Source organism: Streptomyces atriruber, assembly GCF_001418325.1.
Lineage (GTDB): Bacteria > Actinomycetota > Actinomycetes > Streptomycetales > Streptomycetaceae > Streptomyces > Streptomyces atriruber.
Window position 1 is genome coordinate 13,071 of sequence record NZ_LIPN01000001.1, and the last position, 19,271, is coordinate 32,341.

Below are 19,271 nucleotides of genomic sequence, written 5' to 3' on the forward strand. Positions count from 1 at the left end.
GCTCAAGCGTCCCAGAGCGCCCCGAACTCCTGGAGCTCGACCCTGTGTTCGATCCGTCCGGCCCACTCCGCGGGCCAGGCGTCCGCGCCGAGGTGGGCCCCCGCGAAGGCGCCCGTGAGACAGGCGATCGAGTCCGAGTCCCCGGACGTGCAGGCGGCCCTGCGCAGGGCGGTGACCGGTTCGTCGACGAACATCAGGAAGCACAGCAGCCCGGTGGCGAAGGCCTCCTCGGCGATCCAGCCCTCGCCGGTCGCGAGGCAGGGGTCGGTCTCGGGCGAGGGCGTGCGCAGCGCGTCCCGGAGCCGCTCCAGCGCGCCGAGGCACTCGTCCCAGCCGCGCGCGATGAACGCCTGCGGTGTCGCGTCCCCGCCCCGCCGCCACAGCTCGCCGAGCCAGCGCTCGTGGTACGTCTCCCGGTTCTCGTACGCGTACGAGCGCAGCAGCCCGACGAGTCCCGTCGGCTCGGCGCCCTGGGCGAGCAGCCGCACGGCATGGGCGGTGAGGTCGGCGGCGGCGAGCGCGGTCGGGTGGCCGTGGGTGAGGGCGGACTGCAGCTGGGCGGCGCCCGCCCGCTGTTCGTCGCCGAGGCCCGGCGCGAGCCCGATCGGCGCCACCCGCATATTGGCGCCGCAGCCCTTGGAGTGCACCTGGCTCGCCTCCTCCCACGGCTTGCCGGTCTTGAGGAGGTAGCAGGCCTTCAGGCAGGTGTTGCCGGGCGCGCGGTTGTTCTCCGGCGACTGGTACCACGCCACGAACTCCTCGCGCAGCGGCCGCTCCAGCCGCTTGGGGCCGAGCGGGCCGCGGTCCATGGCGGTGCGCAGGCCACGGCTCAGCGCGAGCGTCATCTGGGTGTCGTCGGTGATGTACGCGGGGGCGGGCAGCGCCATGTCGCGCCAGGGCCCGCACTTCGCGAGGATCGAGGGCACGTCGTTGAACTCGGTCGGGAAGCCGAGCGCGTCCCCCAGCGCGAGGCCGATGAGGGATCCGGTGGCGGCTCGCTTCATGAGGGCTGTCCTTCCGGGGCGGGGCGGAGCAGGGGCGGGTGCAGGGCGGTTGCGGTGCCGGCCCGGAAGAGGGCCGCGGGCTTGCCGCGTCCGCCGGTCAGCCGCGCGGCGCCGGGGACGGCCTCCACGAGCCCGGCCGTGCCGACCACCTTGCGGCGGAAGTTGGCGGGGTCGAGCTCGGCGCCCCACACCGCTTCGTAGACCTGGCGCAGCTCGCCGAGCGTGAACTCGGGCGCGCAGAAGGCCGTGGCGAGCCCGGTGTACTCGAGCTTGGCGCCGACCCGGTCGTGGGCGTCGGCGAGGATCCGGTCGTGGTCGAAGGCGAGCGGACGGTAGGTCGCCGGGCTGTAGGGCAGCCAGGCCGCGCGGGCCGCGTCGCCGCCGCCGCGGACGTCCGGCGGGTCGGGGACGAGCGCCGCGAACGCGACGGAGACGACCCGCATGCGCGGATCACGGTCCGGCTCGCTGTAGGTGCGCACCTGCTCCAGGTGCAGCCCTCCGACATCGGCGATCCCGGTCTCCTCGGCGAGCTCCCGCCCCGCGGCGGCCTCGGCCGACTCCTCGGGGAGCACGAAGCCGCCCGGCAGGGCCCAGCGCCCGGCGTACGGCTCCTGGCCGCGCTCGACGAGCAGGACGTGCAGCGCGCCCTCGCGGACGGTGAACACGGCCAGGTCCACGGTGACGGCGAAGGGCTCGAAGGCGTACTTGTCGTACCCCTGCATGCACCACCACCCCCCTCTCTTTATAGTCTCGTTGACTATAAAGAGAGGGGGGTGGTCCGCACAAGGGATTCCCGGGGACTACCGGCCTACAGGTCGACTTCCTGCATCAGCATCCCGACCTCCGTGTTGGACAGCCGCCGCAGCCAGCCGGACTTCTGGTCGCCCAGGGTGATCGGCCCGAAGGCGACCCGCACCAGCTTGTCGACGGGGAAGCCCGCCTCGGCGAGCATGCGCCGCACGATGTGCTTGCGGCCCTCGTGGAGGGTGACCTCGACCAGGTAGTTCTTGCCGGTCTGCTCGACGACGCGGAAGTGGTCCGCACGGGCGTACCCGTCCTCCAGCTGGATGCCGTCCTTGAGCTGCTTGCCCAGGTCGCGCGGGATGGGGCCCACGATGTGCGCGAGGTAGACCTTCTTCACGCCGTACTTGGGGTGGGTCAGGCGGTGCGCCAGCTCGCCGTGGTTGGTGAGCAGGATGACACCCTCGGTCTCGGTGTCGAGCCGCCCCACGTGGAAGAGCCGCGTCTCGCGGTTGGTCACGTAGTCGCCCAGGCACTGCCGGCCCTCGGTGTCCTCCATGGTGGAGACGACGCCGGCGGGCTTGTTCAGGGAGAAGAACTGGTACGACTGGGTGGCCACGGTCAGGCCGTCGACCTTGATCTCGTCCTTCTCCGGGTCGACGCGCAGCCCCTGCTCCAGGACGATCTCGCCGTTGACCTCGACGCGGGCCTCCTCGACCAGCTCCTCGCAGGCGCGGCGCGAGCCGTAGCCCGCGCGGGCCAGGACCTTCTGCAGCCGCTCGCCCTCCTGCTCGGCGCCCGGGAAGGTCTTGGGCAGGTTGGTCTTCGGCTTGCCCGCGTACCGCTCGCGGTTGCGCTCCTCGGCCCGCGCGTCGTACTCACGCGAGGTGGCCGGGGCCCAGCGCCCCCGTCCGTTGCCCTGGCCCTGCTTGGGCCCGCCCTTGGCGCCGCCGCGCGCCGAGGCGCCACGGCCCGACTTCGGACCGGCCTGCGTGCCGCCGGAGCCCACGTCGTAGCGCCGCTCCTCGGGACGCGGCTTCTTCGGACGGCCGGAGCCGCCCTGCTTGTCATCGCGGTTGTTCCCGGCACCGCGGTGGTTACCGCGGCCACCGCTGCTCCCGCCGCGGCCGCCGCTGTTGCCACCACGGCTCCCGCCGTTGTTTCCGCTGCTGTTCCTGCCGCTGCTGCTTCGCATCAAAAGTTCCGTCTAGTCGGCTGTGTCCTGGGTGTACTCGTACCCCGGCGCTTCGGGTGCGTCCGGGTCGAACGACGGGACACCTTCCTGCGTCTCCCCCTCGATCGCGTCCGCCTCGGGGAGGAAGGGCGCGAGCTCCGGGAGCTCGTCCAGGCCGCGCAGGCCCATCCGCTCCAGGAAGTAGTTCGTCGTCCTGTACAGGATCGCACCTGTTTCGGGTTCCGCGCCCGCCTCCTCCACCAGCCCCCTCTGGAGGAGCGTGCGCATCACGCCGTCACAGTTCACCCCGCGCACCGCGGAGACCCTGGAACGGCTGACCGGCTGGCGGTACGCGACGACGGCAAGGGTCTCCAGGGCCGCCTGGGTGAGCCGCGCCTGCTGTCCGTCCAGGACGAAGCCCTCCACGGCCGCGGCGTACTCGGGCCGCGTGTAGAACCGCCACCCGCCGGCCACCAGACGCAGCTCGAAGCCCCGCTTCTGCACGGTGTACTCATCGGCGAGCTCCCGCAGCGCGTCGGCGACGGCGCGCCGCGGCCGCTGCAGGATCTTCGCGAGGTGCTCCTCGGTGGCCGGTTCGTCGACGACCATCAGGACCGCCTCCAGGGCGGGCCGCAGCTCCAGCTCGGCCACGGCACCGGAAAGCTCCCCGACAGGGCTCTGCGCGCTCACGCCTTCTCCTCCATGGGCTCGGGGGCCCGGTCGAACTCGTCGGTCACCGTCGGCTCCGCCGCGCCGTCCCCGCCGGTCCACCGCACCATCAGCTCGCCCAGGGGGTCCTCCTGGTCCAGGGCGACGGCCTTCTCGCGGTAGAGCTCCAGCAGGGCGAGGAAGCGGGCGACGACGGTGAGGGTGTCCCCCGCGTCCGCCACGAGCACCCGGAAGCTGGCCTCCCCCTGCTCCCGGAGCCGGGCCACGACGAGCCCGGCCTGCTCCTGCACGGAGACGAGCGGAGCGTGGATGTGTTCCACATACACCTGTGGCTTCGCTCGGGGCTGCATCGCCTTCACGGCGAGCTTGGCGAATCCTTCCGCCCCGATGCTGATGACGACTTCCGGGAGCAGCTCGGCGTGGTGCGGTTCGAGGCCCACGGTCCGCGGATAGCGCCGCGCCTCCTCGTCGAGCCGCCCGCTGAAGATGTCGGCGACGTGTTTGTACGCGCGGTACTGCAGGAGCCGCGCGAAGAGCAGGTCCCGCGCCTCCAGGAGGGCCAGATCGGCCTCGTCCTCGACCTCGGCGGCGGGCAGCAGCCGCGCGGCCTTGAGGTCGAGCAGCGTGGCGGCGACGACCAGGAACTCGGTCGTCTGGTCCAGGTCCCAGTCGGCCCCCATGGCCCGGATGTGGGCCATGAACTCGTCGGTGACCTTGGACAGCGCGACCTCGGTGACGTCCAGCTTGTGCTTCGAGATCAGCTGGAGCAGCAGATCGAAGGGCCCCTCGAAGTTCGCGAGCCGAACTTTGAACCGCCCGTCGTCGGGCTCTGCGGCTTCTTCGGGCTCTGCGGGCTCCGCGGCCTCCGCGGGCTCGGCGGATTCCGTCGGCTCGACGGGCTCGGCCGGAGCTTTTGGCACCGCGGGTTCCGGCACCGCTGCCCGCTCCGCGGGCGCCGCGCCGGGCCCGCGGCCCAGGACGCGGCGGCGGGAGAGCGGGGGCGGTGCGGATTCACTGTTCGAGGCCATCAGGCCAGAAACGCTACCCCTACCGCCCGCGCAACCGTCGTACGAGGATGCTCGCGTCCCCGCGGGACTCCAGATCGGCGAGGACGACCGCGACCGCCTCCCGCACGATCCGCCCGCGGTCGACCGCGAGCCCGTGCTCACCGCGCAGCACGAGGCGCGCGTGTTCGAGGTCCATCAGCTCCTCGGCGGAGACGTACACGGTGATCTTCTCGTCGTGCCGCTCGCGCCCGCTGGGCCGCCGGTTGGCCGCCCGCGCCCGCCGCCGCGCCTGCGCGGTCGACGAGCCGCCGGACTTGCCGCCCTGGGCGGCCGAACCTTCCTGCGCCGGTCCCGGGCGCCGTCCGGCGCCCTTCTCGCCCTCGGCCGCAGCGGCCCTCACGCGCGACTCGGCGCCCGACTCCGCGTCCGATGCCGCGTGTTCGGCGGGCTCACCGTCGCCCTGCGCCGCGTCCTCGGCCGAGGCCGCCGCCTCGTCGCTCTCGCCCGCCGGAGCGGGCACCTTCGCCTCGCCGTTCGCCTGGCGTCGCGGCGAGGACGACTGCAGCGCCATTCCCCCGGTCGTACGGAACAGTTCGTCGGCCCCGGGCAGACTCACTCGGCGTGACACCGGGCGAGCACCTCCCTGGCGAGCTGGCGATAGGCGGCCGCGCCGACCGAGTTGGAGGCGTACGTGGTGATCGGCTCACCGGCGACCGTGGTCTCCGGGAAGCGGACCGTGCGTCCGATGACCGTGTGGTAGACGTGGTCGTCGAAGGCCTCGACCACACGCGCGAGCACCTCACGGCTGTGCACCGTGCGAGAGTCGTACATGGTCGCCAGGATGCCGTCGAGCTCCAGGTCGGGGTTGAGCCGCTCCTGGACCTTCTCGATGGTCTCCGTCAGCAGCGCCACGCCGCGCAGCGCGAAGAACTCGCACTCGAGCGGCACGATCACCTTGTGAGCCGCCGTCAGGGCGTTCACGGTGAGCAGGCCGAGCGAGGGCTGACAGTCGATCACGATGTAGTCGTAGTCCTGCATCAGCGGCTTCAGGGCCCGCTGCAGGGTGGACTCGCGCGCGACCTCGCTCACCAACTGCACTTCGGCAGCGGACAGGTCGATGTTGCTGGGCAGCAGGTCCATGTTCGGGACCGCGGTCTTCAGGAGCACCTCGTCCGCGGACATGCCGCGCTCCATGAGGAGGTTGTAGACCGTCAGGTCCAGCTCCATCGGGTTGACCCCGAGGCCCACGGAGAGCGCGCCCTGCGGGTCGAAGTCGACGAGCAGGACCCGGCGTCCGTACTCCGCGAGGGCCGCGCCCAGGTTGATGGTCGACGTCGTCTTGCCGACGCCGCCCTTCTGGTTGCACATCGCGATGATCTTCGCCGGACCGTGGTCGGTCAGCGGGCCCGGGATCGGGAAGTACGGCAGCGGGCGTCCCGTCGGGCCGATGCGCTCGCGGCGCTGACGGGCGGCGTCCGGCGCGAGCGTGGCCGCGTACTCCGGATCGGGCTCGTACTCGGCGTCGGGGTCGTAGAAGTGCCCCTGGGGCAGTTCCTCGTAGTCGGCGAGGTGGGTGTGGGTGTTATCGCCACTCCGGTCGCCGGCCATGGCGTTCACGTGATGGCCATCCATGCTCTGGGGTGCTGACTGTGTCGGCTGGGGGCCCTGCCGGGCTTCGAAGGTGCGGACAGCGACCGAGCCGACGGCTTCGAGCCCCTCGGGACCCTGGTCCCGCACAGACGTTCCTGGTTGACCACCCCCGGGAGCAAATGTCGACTCATTCACAAGTCGTCTTACCTCCTTGGTGACCAGGAAATTTCTCGATAGGTCAGCGTGGCACCATGCCGACGGTTGGCGACTCTATGGCGTGTCACCGCTCCGCAGCAACACAATCCGCCGGACCCGGCCCGATGTGTCGGCAATGGAACACCCTTGTGTCAAGGGCGCGCGGCTCGTCATCGTCGCGTTTCGGGGGTGGGCGAAACGGTTAAAGGGTTACGTTCAAGGCCAGTTGAGCGTGTCCGCACTGATACGCATACGGCCGGACCCCTCTCAAGGTCCGGCCGCGGGCGTGAGATTGACGACTTTCGTTGACGACAGCGCCGAAAGTGTCGGAGACCGACCGGAGTCGGTCACCTCGGTCAGCCGAGGAGCGACTCCAGCTCGAGGTGCTCCAGACCGTGGGCCTCGGCGACCTCCTTGTAAACGACCTTGCCGTCATGGGTGTTGAGACCCAGGGCGAGCGCCGGGTCGCGGCGCAGGGCCTCGACCCAGCCGCGGTTCGCCAGCTCGACGATGTACGGCATCGTCGCGTTGGTCAGCGCGTACGTCGACGTGTTCGGCACCGCGCCGGGCATGTTGGCGACGCAGTAGAAGACCGAGTTGTGGACCGGGAAGGTCGGCTCGGCGTGCGTGGTCGCGTGCGAGTCCTCGAAGCAGCCGCCCTGGTCGATCGCGATGTCGACAAGGACACTTCCCGGCTTCATGCGCGAGACGAGCTCGTTGGTGACCAGCTTCGGGGCCTTGGCGCCCGGGATGAGGACGGCGCCGATGACCAGGTCGGCCTCGAGGCAGGCCTTCTCCAGCTCGAAGGCGTTGGAGACGACGGTCTGGATCTTCGTACCGAAGATCTTGTCGGCCTCCTTGAGCTTGTTGATGTCCTTGTCGAGCAGGGTCACGTGGAAGCCCATGCCGATGGCGATCTGCGCGGCGTTCCAGCCGGAGACGCCGCCGCCGATGACGACGGCCTTGCCCGCGGCCACGCCGGGGACACCGCCCGGCAGGACGCCGCGGCCGCCGTTGGCGGCCATCAGGTGGTAGGCGCCGACCTGCGGGGCCAGACGGCCCGCGACCTCGGACATCGGGGCGAGCAGCGGGAGCGCGCGGTTGGCGGTCTCGACCGTCTCGTACGCGATGGCGGTGGTGCCCGACTCAAGGAGCGCGTCCGTGCACTCCTTGGACGCGGCCAGGTGCAGGTAGGTGAAGAGGGTCTGGTCCTTGCGGAGGCGGTGGTACTCCTCCGCGATGGGCTCCTTGACCTTCAGGAGCAGGTCCGCGGTGGCCCAGACCTCATCGGCGGTGTCCAGGATCTTGGCGCCCGCCGAGACGTACTCGGCGTCCGTGATCGAGGAGCCGACGCCGGCGTTCCGCTCGATGACGACCTCATGGCCGTGGCGCACCAGCTCGTGCACGCCGGCGGGGGTGATGGCCACCCGGAACTCGTTGTTCTTGACCTCGCGGGGGATGCCGACCTTCATCGTCGATCACGGTCCTTGGCTCAGGGGATTTCTCGGGCAATGCAACGCATACCGGTACGCGTGGGGGCGCAGCGGAAGACACCGCAGAGGTACGCGGCGGAGCCAGTCTAATGAAGGATTTCTCGCTGTCTAGCCTTTCAATACTTCAATCTTCTGTGGAAGCACTACGGATTTCGTAGGCGGAAGGTGCTGCTCCACCGTTTGTTTCAAGCCTCGCTGCCTGCGGAAGCTCTTCTCCCAGCATGCGCTCGGCCGCGCCCCGGTGCAGCCGGGCGGCCGCGGGGTCGCCGAGCCGCTCCAGGGTGTCCGCGAGCCGGAGCTGCAGCGCCGCCTGCAGCCGGACGTCCTTGGCGTGCCTGGCCAGCTCGACGGCTTCCTGGCAGGTACGCAGCGACTCCTCGGGCCGTCCCGCGTACTCCTGGACGCGGGCCATCTCGCTCAACGCCCGCGCCCGGGCGGCCACATCGCCGGTCTTGCGGTAGCCGGTGACGGCCGAACTCCAGTTGCGCAGCGCCTCTCCGTAACGCCCCGCGTAGGTGTGCACCGCGCCGATCCGGCCGTACAGGCGGGCGGCGTCCGCGCGCTCGTCCCGGGCCAGCCGCTGGGCCAGCGCCCTGCCGAACCAGTCGGCGGCCCGCGACCAGTCCCCCAGCTCCTGGTGGGCGCCGCCTACGGATTCCATCGCGCGGCCGGTCGCGTAGGGATCGCCCGCCGCCCGCGCCGCGTCCAGCGCCGCGCGGTAGCGGACGAGCGCGTCGTGGGTACGTCCCGTCCGCGCATCCAGATCCGCCAGGTTCAGCAGCGCGGCGGCCTGCTCGCGCGGCAGTTTCCGCCGCTCGGCCACGCCCAGGACCAGCTGATGGATGCCGTACAGGTCGGCGGCCGCGTCCTCGGTGCCGCGGTGCGCCACCAGAGCCCTGGCCAGGGCGGCCATCAGGCGCCGCGCGAGGGTGTCGAGCTCCCCGTCGGCCACCGCGAGCCTGGCGGCGGCGAGCAGCGCGGGCCTGCGGATCCGCAGCCACTCGGCGGCCGCGCGCGGGCCGGGGAAGCGCAGTGCGCGCGGCAGCCCCGCGAGCTTCTTGCGGGCGGCGGAGTCGTCCGGCTCCGTGATCGCCCGGCAGGACTGCAGCAGGCGCACGGTCCGCTCCAGCATCCGGGCGCGGGCCAGCTGGATCTCGGCCGGGCGGTCCTGGCTCTCGGTGCGGGCCCGCAGCAGCGGCACCAGGCAGCCTGGCACCTCGTACTGCGGCAGCGGGGAGGCGACGGCCCGCACCAGGCCGAGGGCGACGAAGTCGTCGAGCGTGGTCCTGGCCGCGGAGACCGAGCAGCCCGCGAGCGCCGAGGCGGTGTGCGGGTCGACGTGACCGGCCGGGGCCAGGGAGAGGAACCGCAGTATCCGGGCGGCGGGCGCGGGCAGCGAGCCGTAGGTGTGAGCGAAGACACGGGCGAGGGCCGAGCCCTCCTCGGGCATGTCGTGCACCTGCTTGGCGAGGTCGGCGACGGCGGCCTTGGGCCGCCCCCCGAGCCAGCCGCCGGCGAGGACGAGCGCCGCCGGATGTGCCGAGCACGCCTCGACCAGGGACTCCGCGGAGCGCGGGTCCACGGTGATGCGGACGGGCCCCGCGGCGCGCGCGAGGAGCTCGACGGCGGCGGGCTTGTCCAGTCCGCCGAGCGTGCACGGCCGCACGTCCGGGATGCCGGTCAGCGGGCCCTCGGAGACCGCGACAACCAGGCAGTCGGGTGCGTCCGGAAGCAGCGGGTCGACCTGCTCGGCGTCCGCCGCGTCGTCGAGGAGGAGCAGCGCCCTGCGTTCGGAGAGCGCGTCCCGGAGGATTCCGGTGAGGTCGTCCTCGGCCGCCCCGGGGGGTGCGGGCACGTCCAGTGCGTCGAGGAGTTCGCGGGCGGTGCGTTCGGTGGGCACCCGGCTGCCGTCGGGGTCCGTGAGGCGGGCGCGGAGCACGCCGTCCGGATAGTTGTCGGCGAGCTGGCGGGCGAGTTCCTCGGCGAGCGAGGTGCGGCCGGATCCCGGCCTGCCCGCGACGAGCAGGACACGCGCGCGTGGCGCCTTGCGGCCCGAGAGGGTGTCGAGGCCCGCGCGGTCGATGTCCGCGCGGAGTTCCTTCAACTCCCGGCGTCTGCCGACGAACTGAGCCCCTGTCGACTCCCGGGCACTCGCGGGCGGTGGCACGGCGCCACCCGCCGCCGCACCGTCCGTGTCGACCGCCTGATCCGTCACGGGCCACGCTCCCGTCCACCTGCGCACGAACCCGCCCGGAACTCCGGACGGGACGCTTTCAGAGCCTAGTTCAGGCCCTGCCGCGGTTCCTGACGCACGGCGCGCACAAGTCGCCCGATCGGATCAGTGGATCGTCATATCGGAACGGCGCACTTCTCTCGTCCTACGCCTCGAAGGGCCGGGCGGGCCAGGGCGCCTCGGCCGGGCGCAGCGCGTCGAGGCCGTCGCCGTGCAGGGCCGCGTGCAGCGAAAGGGCGCCCACGACCAGGCAGTTGTTGTGCAGCTCACCGGCGAGCACCCCGCGCACCAGGTCGTCGAGCGGCACCCGGGCGAGCTCCATGTCGGACTCCTCCTCGGAGACCTCGAAGCGCTCCCCCTCGGCCTCGGCCAGATCGCGGGCGAGGAAGATCCGCACGGCTTCGTCGCAGCCGCCGGGGGTGGTGTAGACGTCGGTGAGGACCCGCCAGTCCTCGGCCTTCACGTGCGCCTCTTCGTAGAGCTCGCGCTGGGCGGCGTGCAGGGGGTTCTCGCCGGGGATGTCCAGGAGGCCCGCGGGGATCTCCCAGAGCTTGTGACGGACCGGGTGGCGGTACTGGCGGATGACCAGGACGCGGCCCGTGTCGTCGAGCGCGAGGACGGCCACGGAGCCGGGGTGGACCTGGTAGTCGCGGCGGACGACCGAACCGTCGGGCATGACCACGTCGTCGGTGCGGACGGCGGTCTTGTTCCCGACGAACGGGGTTTCCGTCGCCGTGACCTGCCACTCCTCGGCGGTGTCCTTGATCGTCATGTCGCCCTGTCCTCCCACACGTGCAAAAAGAAACCGGAGTGCGCGCCGCGAAGGACACGCACCCCGGCAACCGTATCGCCTGGTGTTACTTGCCCGACTTGCCGCCGGACTTGTGCTCGCCCTGCTGGCGCTCGACGGCGGCCTTCACGAGGCCCGCGAAGAGCGGGTGCGGGCGGGTCGGACGGGACCGCAGCTCCGGGTGCGCCTGCGTGGCGACCAGGTAGGGGTGGACCTCGCGCGGGTACTCGACGTACTCGACGAGCTTGCCGTCCGGGGAGGTGCCGGAGAACTGGATCCCGGCCTTCTTCTCCAGGTCGGCGCGGTAGGCGTTGTTCACCTCGTAGCGGTGGCGGTGGCGCTCCTCCACGTACTCCTTGCCCTCGTACACCTCGCGCACGATGGAGCCCTCGGCGAGCTTGGCGGGGTACATGCCCAGGCGCATCGTGCCGCCCATGTCGCCCTCGCCGGCGACGATGTCGAGCTGCTCGGCCATGGTGGAGATCACGGGGTGGCCGGTGGCCGCGTCGAACTCCGTGGAGTTCGCGTCGGGGATGTCCGCGAGGTTGCGGGCCGCCTCGATGACGATGCACTGCAGGCCGAGGCAGATGCCGAGCAGCGGGACCTTGTTCTCGCGGGCGTACTGGATCGCGCCGACCTTGCCGGAGACACCGCGGTCGCCGAAGCCGCCGGGGATCAGGATCGCGTCGCAGTCGGCGAGCTGCTTCTTGGCGCCGGCCGGGGTCTTGCAGTCGTCCGAGGTGACCCACTTGACCTTGACGCGGGCCTTGTTGGCGAAGCCGCCGGCGCGCATGGCCTCGGTGATCGAGAGGTAGGCGTCGGGCAGGTCGATGTACTTGCCGACGAGCGCGACCGTGACCTCGTGCTTCGGGTTGTGCACGCGGTCCAGCAGGTCGTCCCACTGGGTCCAGTCGACGTCGCGGAACGGCAGGTCGAGCTTGCGCACGACGTAGGCGTCGAGGCCCTCGGTGTGCAGCACCTTCGGGATGTCGTAGATCGACTTGGCGTCGATGGCGGCCACCACGGCGGCCTCGTCGACGTCGCACATCAGCGAGATCTTGCGCTTGATGGCGGTCGGCACCTCGCGGTCGGCGCGCAGCACGATGGCGTCCGGCTGGATACCGATGTTGCGCAGGGCGGCGACCGAGTGCTGGGTCGGCTTGGTCTTCAGCTCGCCGGAGGGGCCGATGTAGGGCAGCAGCGAGATGTGCACGACGAAGACGTTGTCGCGGCCGACCTCGTGGCGGACCTGGCGGACGGTCTCCAGGAACGGCAGCGACTCGATGTCGCCGACCGTGCCGCCGACCTCCGTGATCACGACGTCGACGTCGTCTGTGGCCATGCGGCGGATGCGGTGCTTGATCTCGTTGGTGATGTGCGGGATGACCTGGACGGTGTCGCCCAGGTACTCACCGCGGCGCTCCTTGGCGATCACCTGCGAGTAGACCTGGCCGGTGGTCACGTTCGCCGAGCCGTCGAGGTCGACGTCGAGGAAGCGCTCGTAGTGGCCGATGTCCAGGTCGGTCTCGGCGCCGTCGTTGGTGACGAACACCTCGCCGTGCTGGAAGGGGTTCATCGTGCCCGGGTCGACGTTCAGGTACGGGTCGAGCTTCTGCATCGTGACGCGCAGGCCGCGCGCCTTCAGGAGCGCACCCAGGCTGGAGGCAGTCAGACCCTTGCCGAGGGAAGAGGCGACACCCCCGGTGACGAAGATGTGCTTGGTCGTCGTGGATTTAGGCTGCATAGCCAAAGGGGGCTCCCGTGGTCGCGGTCTGGAGGGTGCGTGCCGGCTCTCTCACCAGGGGTTCGGGGGAGGCGCCGTCGCTGCGGTTCGGGGGTTCTATGACCACCGGCTCACGGGCTACCAGGGTATCAGCGACCGAAGGAGCCCGCGCCCGGCCACGCTCCGCCATCAGGCGCACACAACTCGGTCACGAGACCCGCACGCCCCCATTTTCCCCTGCCGCACCGCCTCTCACCTGCCGCTCACCCGTTCGGCCGAGCCTCGTTGCCGGGAGGGGCGCGCAGATCACTAGGGTGCGTCGTATCCTGCTCGGACAATCGCTGCCGAGCCCCCTCCGGCACACGGCACCATCCCGCCTTGCACCCGGAACAAGCGCTCGTCGACGATCACTTGACCGCTGACCTGTAAGCGCCCCGCGGGGCGAACGTGGCCGTTCGACTGGAGATAGACGTGGCCGGGCGCATCGAGGATTACGCACTCATCGGAGACATGCAGACCGCCGCCCTGGTCTGCCGGGACGGCACAGTGGACTGGCTGTGCCTGCCCCGCTTCGATTCCCACGCCGTATTCGCCGGCCTGCTGGGCACCGAGGAGCACGGCTTCTGGCGCCTGGGGCCCGCACACAACCCGGACGCGCAGCCACCCGGTGCCGCGCGCCGCAGCTATCGCGGCGATTCCCTGGTGCTCGAATCCGAGTGGGACACGACGCGCGGAACGGTCCGCGTGATCGATTTCATGCCTCCGCGCGACACCGACGCGCCGCAGCTGGTGCGGATCGTCGAGGGCGTCAGCGGCCGGGTGCCGATGCGCTCGGCACTGCGGATGCGTTTCAGCTACGGCCGTGTGGTGCCCTGGGTACACAAGGTCGACGGACGCACGGTGGCCGTCGCCGGCCCCGACTCGGTGTGGCTCGACACCAGCGCCGAGACCTACGGCAAGGACCTCACCACCTACTCCGACTTCACGGTCTCCCCGGGCGAGCGGATCGCGTTCACCATCTCCTGGCAGCCCTCGCACAAGGACCAGCCCGCGCTGCCGGAGCCCGAGAACGCGCTCACCGCCACGGAGGACTTCTGGCGGGAATGGGTCGACCACTGCACGTACCACGGCCCGTACCGCGAAGCCGTGGTCCGCTCGCTGATCACACTCAAGGCGCTCACCTACGCGCCGACCGGCGGAATCGTCGCCGCGCCCACCACCTCGCTGCCCGAGGACATCGGCGGCTCGCGCAACTGGGACTACCGCTTCACCTGGCTGCGCGACGCGGCGATCACGCTCTCCTCGCTGCTGCGCACCGGCTACCGCGAGGAGGCCCGCGCCTGGCGTGAGTGGCTGTTGCGCGCGGTCGCGGGCGACCCGGAGAACCTGCAGATCATGTACGGCATCGCGGGCGAGCGCGAGCTCGGCGAGACGGAGCTGGACTGGCTGCCGGGGTATGAGGACTCGCAGCCGGTCCGGGCGGGCAACGGCGCGGCGGGCCAGCTGCAGCTCGACGTGTACGGCGAGGTGACCGAGGCCCTGCACCTGGCCCACATGACGGGCCTGGCCCGCAACGACTACGCGTCGCTGCTGCAGCTCAAGCTGATCCGCTACCTCGAGGACCACTGGGACGAGCCGGACGAGGGCATCTGGGAGGTACGCGGCCCGCGCCGCCACTTCGTGCACTCCAAGGTGATGGCATGGGTCGCCGTGGACCGCACCATCAAGCTCATCGAGTCCGGCGACGCGGACGGACCGCTGGAGAAGTGGCGCGGACTGCGCGACGACATCCACCGGGACGTGTGCGAGAAGGGCTACGACAAGGAGCGGAACACCTTCACGCAGTCGTACGGCTCGAAGGAGCTGGACGCCTCGCTGCTGCTGATTCCGCAGATGGGCTTCCTGCCGCCGGACGACAAGCGCGTCATCGGCACGATCGAGGCGATCCAGCGGGAGCTCTCGACCTCGGACGGCTTCATCCTGCGCTATCCGACGTCCGGCGAGGACGAGGGCGTGGACGGCCTGGAGGGCGACGAGGGCGCGTTCCTGGCCTGCTCGTTCTGGATGGCCGACGACCTCGCGATGATCGGCCGGGTCGACGAGGCCCGCAAGCTCTTCGAGAAGCTCCTCGCCCTCCGCAACGACCTGGGGCTGCTCGCCGAGGAGTGGGACCCGCGCCTCCAGCGGCAGGTCGGCAACTTCCCGCAGGCGTTCAGCCACGTGCCGCTGATCGACACGGCGCTGCGGCTGACGGCTTCGGGGGCGTACGGGGGCTAGCGCCCGCGGCATCCGGCAACGGCACCCCCGCCGCCTGTGGCGTACGTCACAGGCGGCGGGGGTGCCCGCAATTGCCGGGCGGAACCCACGAGTTGCCGGGCCGCCGCGGCCCGTGGGCGGCCCTGTGATCGTCCGGAGATGTTCCCCGAAGGTGTGCCCCGGTAGCGTCCGCGCCATGGACAGTCAGGGCACTCAGGGCGGCATCACCGTGCAACGCGCGCTGGAACTTCCGGGGCTGCGCGGCGGGCTCCCCGAGGTCGTCGCTGGCGCGGAGCGGCTGCAGCGGACCGTGCGGTGGGTGCACGCGGGCGAGGTGCCCAACATCGCCTCGCTGCTCAAGGGCGGCGAGCTGCTGCTCACCACGGGCCTCGGGCTCGGCGCCCGCCCCGCCGAGCAGCGCGCCTTCGTGCGCAACCTCGCCGAGCGGGGCATCGCGGCGCTCGTCGTCGAGCTGGGGCCGCGCTTCACCCGGCTGCCCGCGGCGATCGTGGAGACGGCGCGCTCCGCCGGGCTCCCGCTGGTGCAGCTGCACCGGGAGGTGCCGTTCGTGACGGTCACCGAGGAAGTGCACACCGAGATCGTCAACGGCCACTACGCGCTCCTCCAGCAGGCCGAGGAGGTGCACAGGCGCTGCACGGAGGCGCTGCTCGGCGGGGGCGGCACCCCGCAGGTCCTCGGCATCCTCGCGGAGTTCAGCGGCAACCCGGTGTTCCTGGAGACGGCGGACGGCCAGCTCCTGTACGCCGCCGGGGCGGGCACCGAGTGCGCGGACCCGCTGCAGGTGTGGGAGGGGCTGCGGGGGCGCGCCGTCGACCGGGAGGGCCCGCCCGCGAGCGCGGTCATCGTCGACGTGCCGGGCGGCGGTCCGGGCGCGGGCTCGGTGCGGGCCAGGCTCGTCCTGCTCGCCGTGGAGTCGGCGCCGCTGCCGGTGCACCGCATCGCCGCGGAACGGGCGGCGGGCAGCCTCGCGGTGGTGCTGATGCAGGCCCGCCAGGAGGAGGAGCTCGCCGCGCGCGGGCGGGGCGACTTCCTCACCGACCTCGCGGAGGGCCGCATCGCCGCCGACGACGCGCCCGCGCAGGCCCGCGTCCTCGGCTTCAGGCCGGGCTCGGCCGACAGCCCGCTGCTGCCGGTGGTGATGCGGCTCGCGGACGGGCTGCCGACCGGTGGCGGCTGGGCGGTCCTGGCGCGGGCCGTCGCGGAGGAGCTGGCGTCGGTGGGGGTGCCCGCGCTGCTGGGCGTACGTCCCGTGGAGGGGCGCGTGCCGCTGCTGCTCGGTCTGCGGTCGGAGTCCGAGCGGACCGCGGTGGCCGACCGGGTCGCCGCCGCGCTGCGGGCCGGCGTCGAGCGGGCCGGGATGCAGCGGCCCGGGGCGCAGCCGCCGGTCGTGGTGGTCGGGGTCGCGGGCGGCTGGGCGGCGGCTTCGGCGGGGCTGCGGCACGCGGCGGAGACGGCGACGGCCGCGCAGGGGCTCTCGGACCGCCCCTGGTACGACGCGCGGCGGCTCGACATCGACCTGCTGCTGTGGCGGCTGCACCGGCACGACGAGGACGGGGTCCTCACGGCGTTCGTGGACCGCGCGATCGGCCCGCTGCGCGCCCACGACCAGCGCTCGAAGCCACCGCTGCTGCCGACGCTGCAGACGTATCTGGCGCATGCGGGGCGCAAGGCGGAGACGGCGCGCGAGCTGCATCTGAACCGGCAGACCCTGTACAACCGCCTCGCCAGGATCAGCGAGCTGCTCGGCACGGACCTCGACGATCCGCAGACGGTGCTCGCGCTGAGCCTGGCGCTGCGGGCACGCAGGCACGTGGCGTAGGAGCCCCGGGCGACGAGCATCAGACGTACCGGTGCTTCAGGAGTACGGCAGGGGCTGGGTCAACTCGTCGTAGATGCTGAGGACTTGGGTGACCGTTTCGTCTTCGGTCGGCCAGGTGGCGGCCTGGGCCTCGCCCCGGTCCTTGAGCTCCGCCCGGCGGACCGGGTCGGCGAGGAGCCGTACGACGGCGGTGGAGAGGGCATCCGCGTCGCCGTACTCGACGAGTTCGGCCGCGTCGCCGACGAGTTCGGGGATGCCGCCGACCGCGGTCGCCACGAGCGGCACGCGCGCGTGGAGCGCCTCCTGGGCGAGCACCGAGCGGGACTCCCAGCTGCTGGGCAGCACCGCGAGGTCGGCCGCCGCGAGGAGTTCGGGGACGTCGTCGCGGCGCCCGACGAGGCGGGCGGGCAGCTGTTCGTCCTCGATGCGGCGCTGCAGGGCGGCCCGTTCGGGCCCCTCCCCCGCCACGACGAGGAGCGGCAGCGGGTCCAGGTGGCGCCACGCGCGCGTGGCGTTCAGCAGGACGTCGTAGCCGCCGTTCCGTTCGAGGGCGCCGACGGCGAGGATCAACGGGCGGTCCACGGCGCCGACTTCGGCACGGGCCTTGTGAAGGAGACCGTCGGGTTCCTCCGCCTCCTCCGGGCGGCGCGGTGCGGGCAGCGCGACGGCGGCGAGGCGGGCATCGCGGGCGCCCCTGCCGCGGGCCCGGTCGACCAGATCGGACGAGGTGCCGAGGACCACGGCCGCGGCCCTGGCGACGCGCCGCTCCAGGAGGCGCAGCACGCGGGCACGGGCGCCGTCCGCCTGTGCGCGGGTGTGCCAGGTGACGACGAGGGGGACGCGGCGTCCGGTGAGCGCGACGGTGGCACGGAGGGCGGCGTGCAGCCCGTGCGCGTGCACGAGGTCGGCGTCGGCACAGGCGGCGCGGAGGGCGGCCACGGAGACGGGGTCGCCGCTGCGGGCCACGGGGACGTGCCGGGCGCCGGCTCCCGCGAAGTCGTAGGCGCGGGCGGCCTCGTCGGGAGCGCACACGGTGACCCGCACACCCCGCGCGGCGAGGCCCGCGGCCAGCGATCTGACGTGCGCGCTGCTGCCCGCGCTGCCACCTCCGAGGACTTGCACGGTGTGCAGCGGCGTCTGTCCGTGCGGCGAGTGGCTGCTCACGTGGCTCACGTGGCGGGGGCTCCTGGGTCTGCGTCGGTGGGTGCTCGGACTGTACTCGGGCAGATGCTGCGCCAAGGATGCCAGTCCGCACGGGCGTTCCGGCACTGCCGAAAGGTCACTTCCGTATTTGGGCGGGCAACTCCGTGGACGGGATCACCCACACGGGGGACAAATACGGGGTTCCGGAGCTTGCAGGGCGAGCGGGGGTTCGGGGGCCGTCCTCTAGAACGGCCGTGTGAGCGGATCGTCGCGCACCCGGTCGTACACCGCGCGCAGCCAGGGCTCGCGGACGGCGGGCAGCCGGGCCAGCGTACGGAGGAAGACCCTCCGGTCGGGTGCGAACAGCCGCATCGGGCGTAGCGGCAGCGGATCGTCGCGGTAGACCCCGTCGGGCAGCCCGCCCGTCGCCGGAACCGGCAACTGCTCACGGGGGAAGGCCACATGGAGCCAGACGTCGGCTTCGAGCGGCACGGCGACGACTGCGGCGGCAGCGGTGGAGGGGGCAGCGGCGGTCCGGGGACCGGTCCCGGTGTCCGACGGCTGCCACACCTCGCCCGTCCGCGGATGCCGCGGCACCAGGGCGATGTCGACGTCCCGGAGGGCGGACGGCGGCAGCCCGGGCCCGGCCACACCCACCTGCCGCCGCCGCGCGGGCCCCGACGGCAGCAGCGCGTCGAGCGCCCGGCCGAACGTGTCCGTGAGGATGCCGTCGGGCAGGGCCATCGGCGCGCCCGCCGAGGCCCCCAGCAGATGGGCCAGCGCCGCCCCGACCGCCGCCTCCCACCGCGCGTCCCACGCCCCGCACGCCTCGACCGGCGGCGCTCCCTGGAACTCCCGCGCGAGCGCCGCCCAGTCGGCGGCGGAGTCCGCGTCCGCGGAGCACTCCTCGGCGTCGTCGTCGGGGACGCGGCGGACGGCGTCCGGAACGAGCCACACCGTCTGCCAGAACGTGCAGTCGTCGATGCGGGTCGCCACCGGGCTCGCGCACCGCGCACAGACGAGGTTCGGGCCGTCCCGTCCGTCGAGCCCGAGGCAGTAGCCGTCGCACCGGTCGGGGATCAGGACGGTGCCGCGGGTGTCCCCCGGGGCGACGACGACCGCGCCCGGGGCCCCGAAGGACAGCCCGGGGACGGGCGCGAACACGCCGCGCGCCGCCGCCTCCTCGGCCCCGACCTCGCCCCACGGCCGCCAGGGCGGCCCGAACGGCTCGGGTTCGACGGCGTACGTGCCGGGCTCCATGAGCGCGGGGAGCAGTTCGTGTCCGTACGCCTGGTGGGCCCGCACGGGCAACGCGACCCGTTCGACGGGCCCGGTGAGCACGGCATCGCAGCGCGCGCACGCGAACACGACCACGTGCCCTCCCTCTTGCCCCGGCCTGGCCCGGCCCCGCCT

The 19,271-nt window shown here is 72.4% G+C and carries 15 protein-coding genes; 2 read left to right on the forward strand and 13 right to left on the reverse strand.

Annotated elements, in window-relative coordinates; translation table 11 throughout:
* Positions 1-2: 2 nt before the first annotated feature.
* From AOK03_RS00090 to AOK03_RS00140, 11 genes are all read right to left on the reverse strand, one after another.
* Positions 3-1,004: an ADP-ribosylglycohydrolase family protein gene (locus AOK03_RS00090; protein ID WP_055563009.1), complete on the reverse strand. Its 1,002-nt coding sequence runs from the start codon at positions 1,002-1,004 to the stop codon at positions 3-5.
* Positions 1,001-1,726, reverse strand: coding sequence for an NUDIX hydrolase (locus AOK03_RS00095; protein ID WP_055563010.1), 726 nt, complete (start codon positions 1,724-1,726; stop codon positions 1,001-1,003). Before AOK03_RS00095 ends, AOK03_RS00090 begins: the two co-directional genes overlap by 4 nt.
* An 86-nt stretch (positions 1,727-1,812) precedes the next feature.
* Positions 1,813-2,940, reverse strand: a complete 1,128-nt coding sequence (locus AOK03_RS00100; protein ID WP_055563011.1) for a pseudouridine synthase — start codon at positions 2,938-2,940, stop codon at positions 1,813-1,815.
* A 12-nt stretch (positions 2,941-2,952) separates the two neighbouring features.
* Positions 2,953-3,609: an SMC-Scp complex subunit ScpB gene (gene scpB, locus AOK03_RS00105; RefSeq protein ID WP_055563012.1), complete on the reverse strand. Its 657-nt coding sequence runs from the start codon at positions 3,607-3,609 to the stop codon at positions 2,953-2,955.
* Complete coding sequence (locus AOK03_RS00110; RefSeq protein WP_079074357.1) at positions 3,606-4,616, reverse strand: segregation and condensation protein A; 1,011 nt, start codon at positions 4,614-4,616, stop codon at positions 3,606-3,608. The genes scpB and AOK03_RS00110 overlap by 4 nt, the downstream gene beginning before the upstream one ends.
* A gap of 19 nt (positions 4,617-4,635) precedes the next feature.
* Positions 4,636-5,223, reverse strand: coding sequence for a hypothetical protein (locus tag AOK03_RS00115; RefSeq protein ID WP_079074358.1), 588 nt, complete (start codon positions 5,221-5,223; stop codon positions 4,636-4,638).
* Positions 5,208-6,380: a ParA family protein gene (locus tag AOK03_RS00120; protein WP_244177429.1), complete on the reverse strand. Its 1,173-nt coding sequence runs from the start codon at positions 6,378-6,380 to the stop codon at positions 5,208-5,210. Before AOK03_RS00120 ends, AOK03_RS00115 begins: the two co-directional genes overlap by 16 nt.
* A 356-nt stretch (positions 6,381-6,736) precedes the next feature.
* Positions 6,737-7,852, reverse strand: coding sequence for an alanine dehydrogenase (gene ald, locus AOK03_RS00125; RefSeq protein WP_055563015.1), 1,116 nt, complete (start codon positions 7,850-7,852; stop codon positions 6,737-6,739).
* Between the two features lie 145 nt (positions 7,853-7,997).
* A complete protein-coding gene (locus tag AOK03_RS00130; RefSeq protein WP_055563016.1) occupies positions 7,998-10,088 on the reverse strand; it encodes a tetratricopeptide repeat protein in 2,091 nt (696 codons plus the stop codon).
* Positions 10,089-10,251: 163 nt separating this feature from the next.
* Positions 10,252-10,878: an NUDIX domain-containing protein gene (locus AOK03_RS00135; protein WP_055563017.1), complete on the reverse strand. Its 627-nt coding sequence runs from the start codon at positions 10,876-10,878 to the stop codon at positions 10,252-10,254.
* A gap of 85 nt (positions 10,879-10,963) precedes the next feature.
* The gene (locus AOK03_RS00140; protein ID WP_055563018.1) at positions 10,964-12,640 is read right to left on the reverse strand and encodes a CTP synthase; all 1,677 of its coding nucleotides are present in this window, start codon (positions 12,638-12,640) and stop codon (positions 10,964-10,966) included.
* A gap of 444 nt (positions 12,641-13,084) precedes the next feature.
* Between AOK03_RS00140 and AOK03_RS00145 the strand changes: the two genes are divergently transcribed.
* Both AOK03_RS00145 and AOK03_RS00150 read left to right on the forward strand, forming a co-directional pair.
* The gene (locus tag AOK03_RS00145; protein ID WP_079074360.1) at positions 13,085-14,896 is read left to right on the forward strand and encodes a glycoside hydrolase family 15 protein; all 1,812 of its coding nucleotides are present in this window, start codon (positions 13,085-13,087) and stop codon (positions 14,894-14,896) included.
* Positions 14,897-15,071: 175 nt separating this feature from the next.
* On the forward strand, positions 15,072-16,715 hold the full coding sequence (locus AOK03_RS00150; RefSeq protein WP_055563020.1) for a PucR family transcriptional regulator: 1,644 nt from the start codon (positions 15,072-15,074) through the stop codon (positions 16,713-16,715).
* Between the two features lie 36 nt (positions 16,716-16,751).
* Here AOK03_RS00150 and AOK03_RS00155 read toward each other — a convergent pair whose 3' ends face one another.
* Positions 16,752-17,888, reverse strand: a complete 1,137-nt coding sequence (locus AOK03_RS00155) for a glycosyltransferase family 4 protein (RefSeq protein ID WP_055563021.1) — start codon at positions 17,886-17,888, stop codon at positions 16,752-16,754.
* 213 nt (positions 17,889-18,101) lie between these two features.
* Positions 18,102-19,232 (reverse strand): hypothetical protein, encoded by a 1,131-nt coding sequence (locus AOK03_RS00160; protein ID WP_055563022.1) that lies wholly within the window; start codon positions 19,230-19,232, stop codon positions 18,102-18,104.
* Positions 19,233-19,271: the final 39 nt, after the last annotated feature.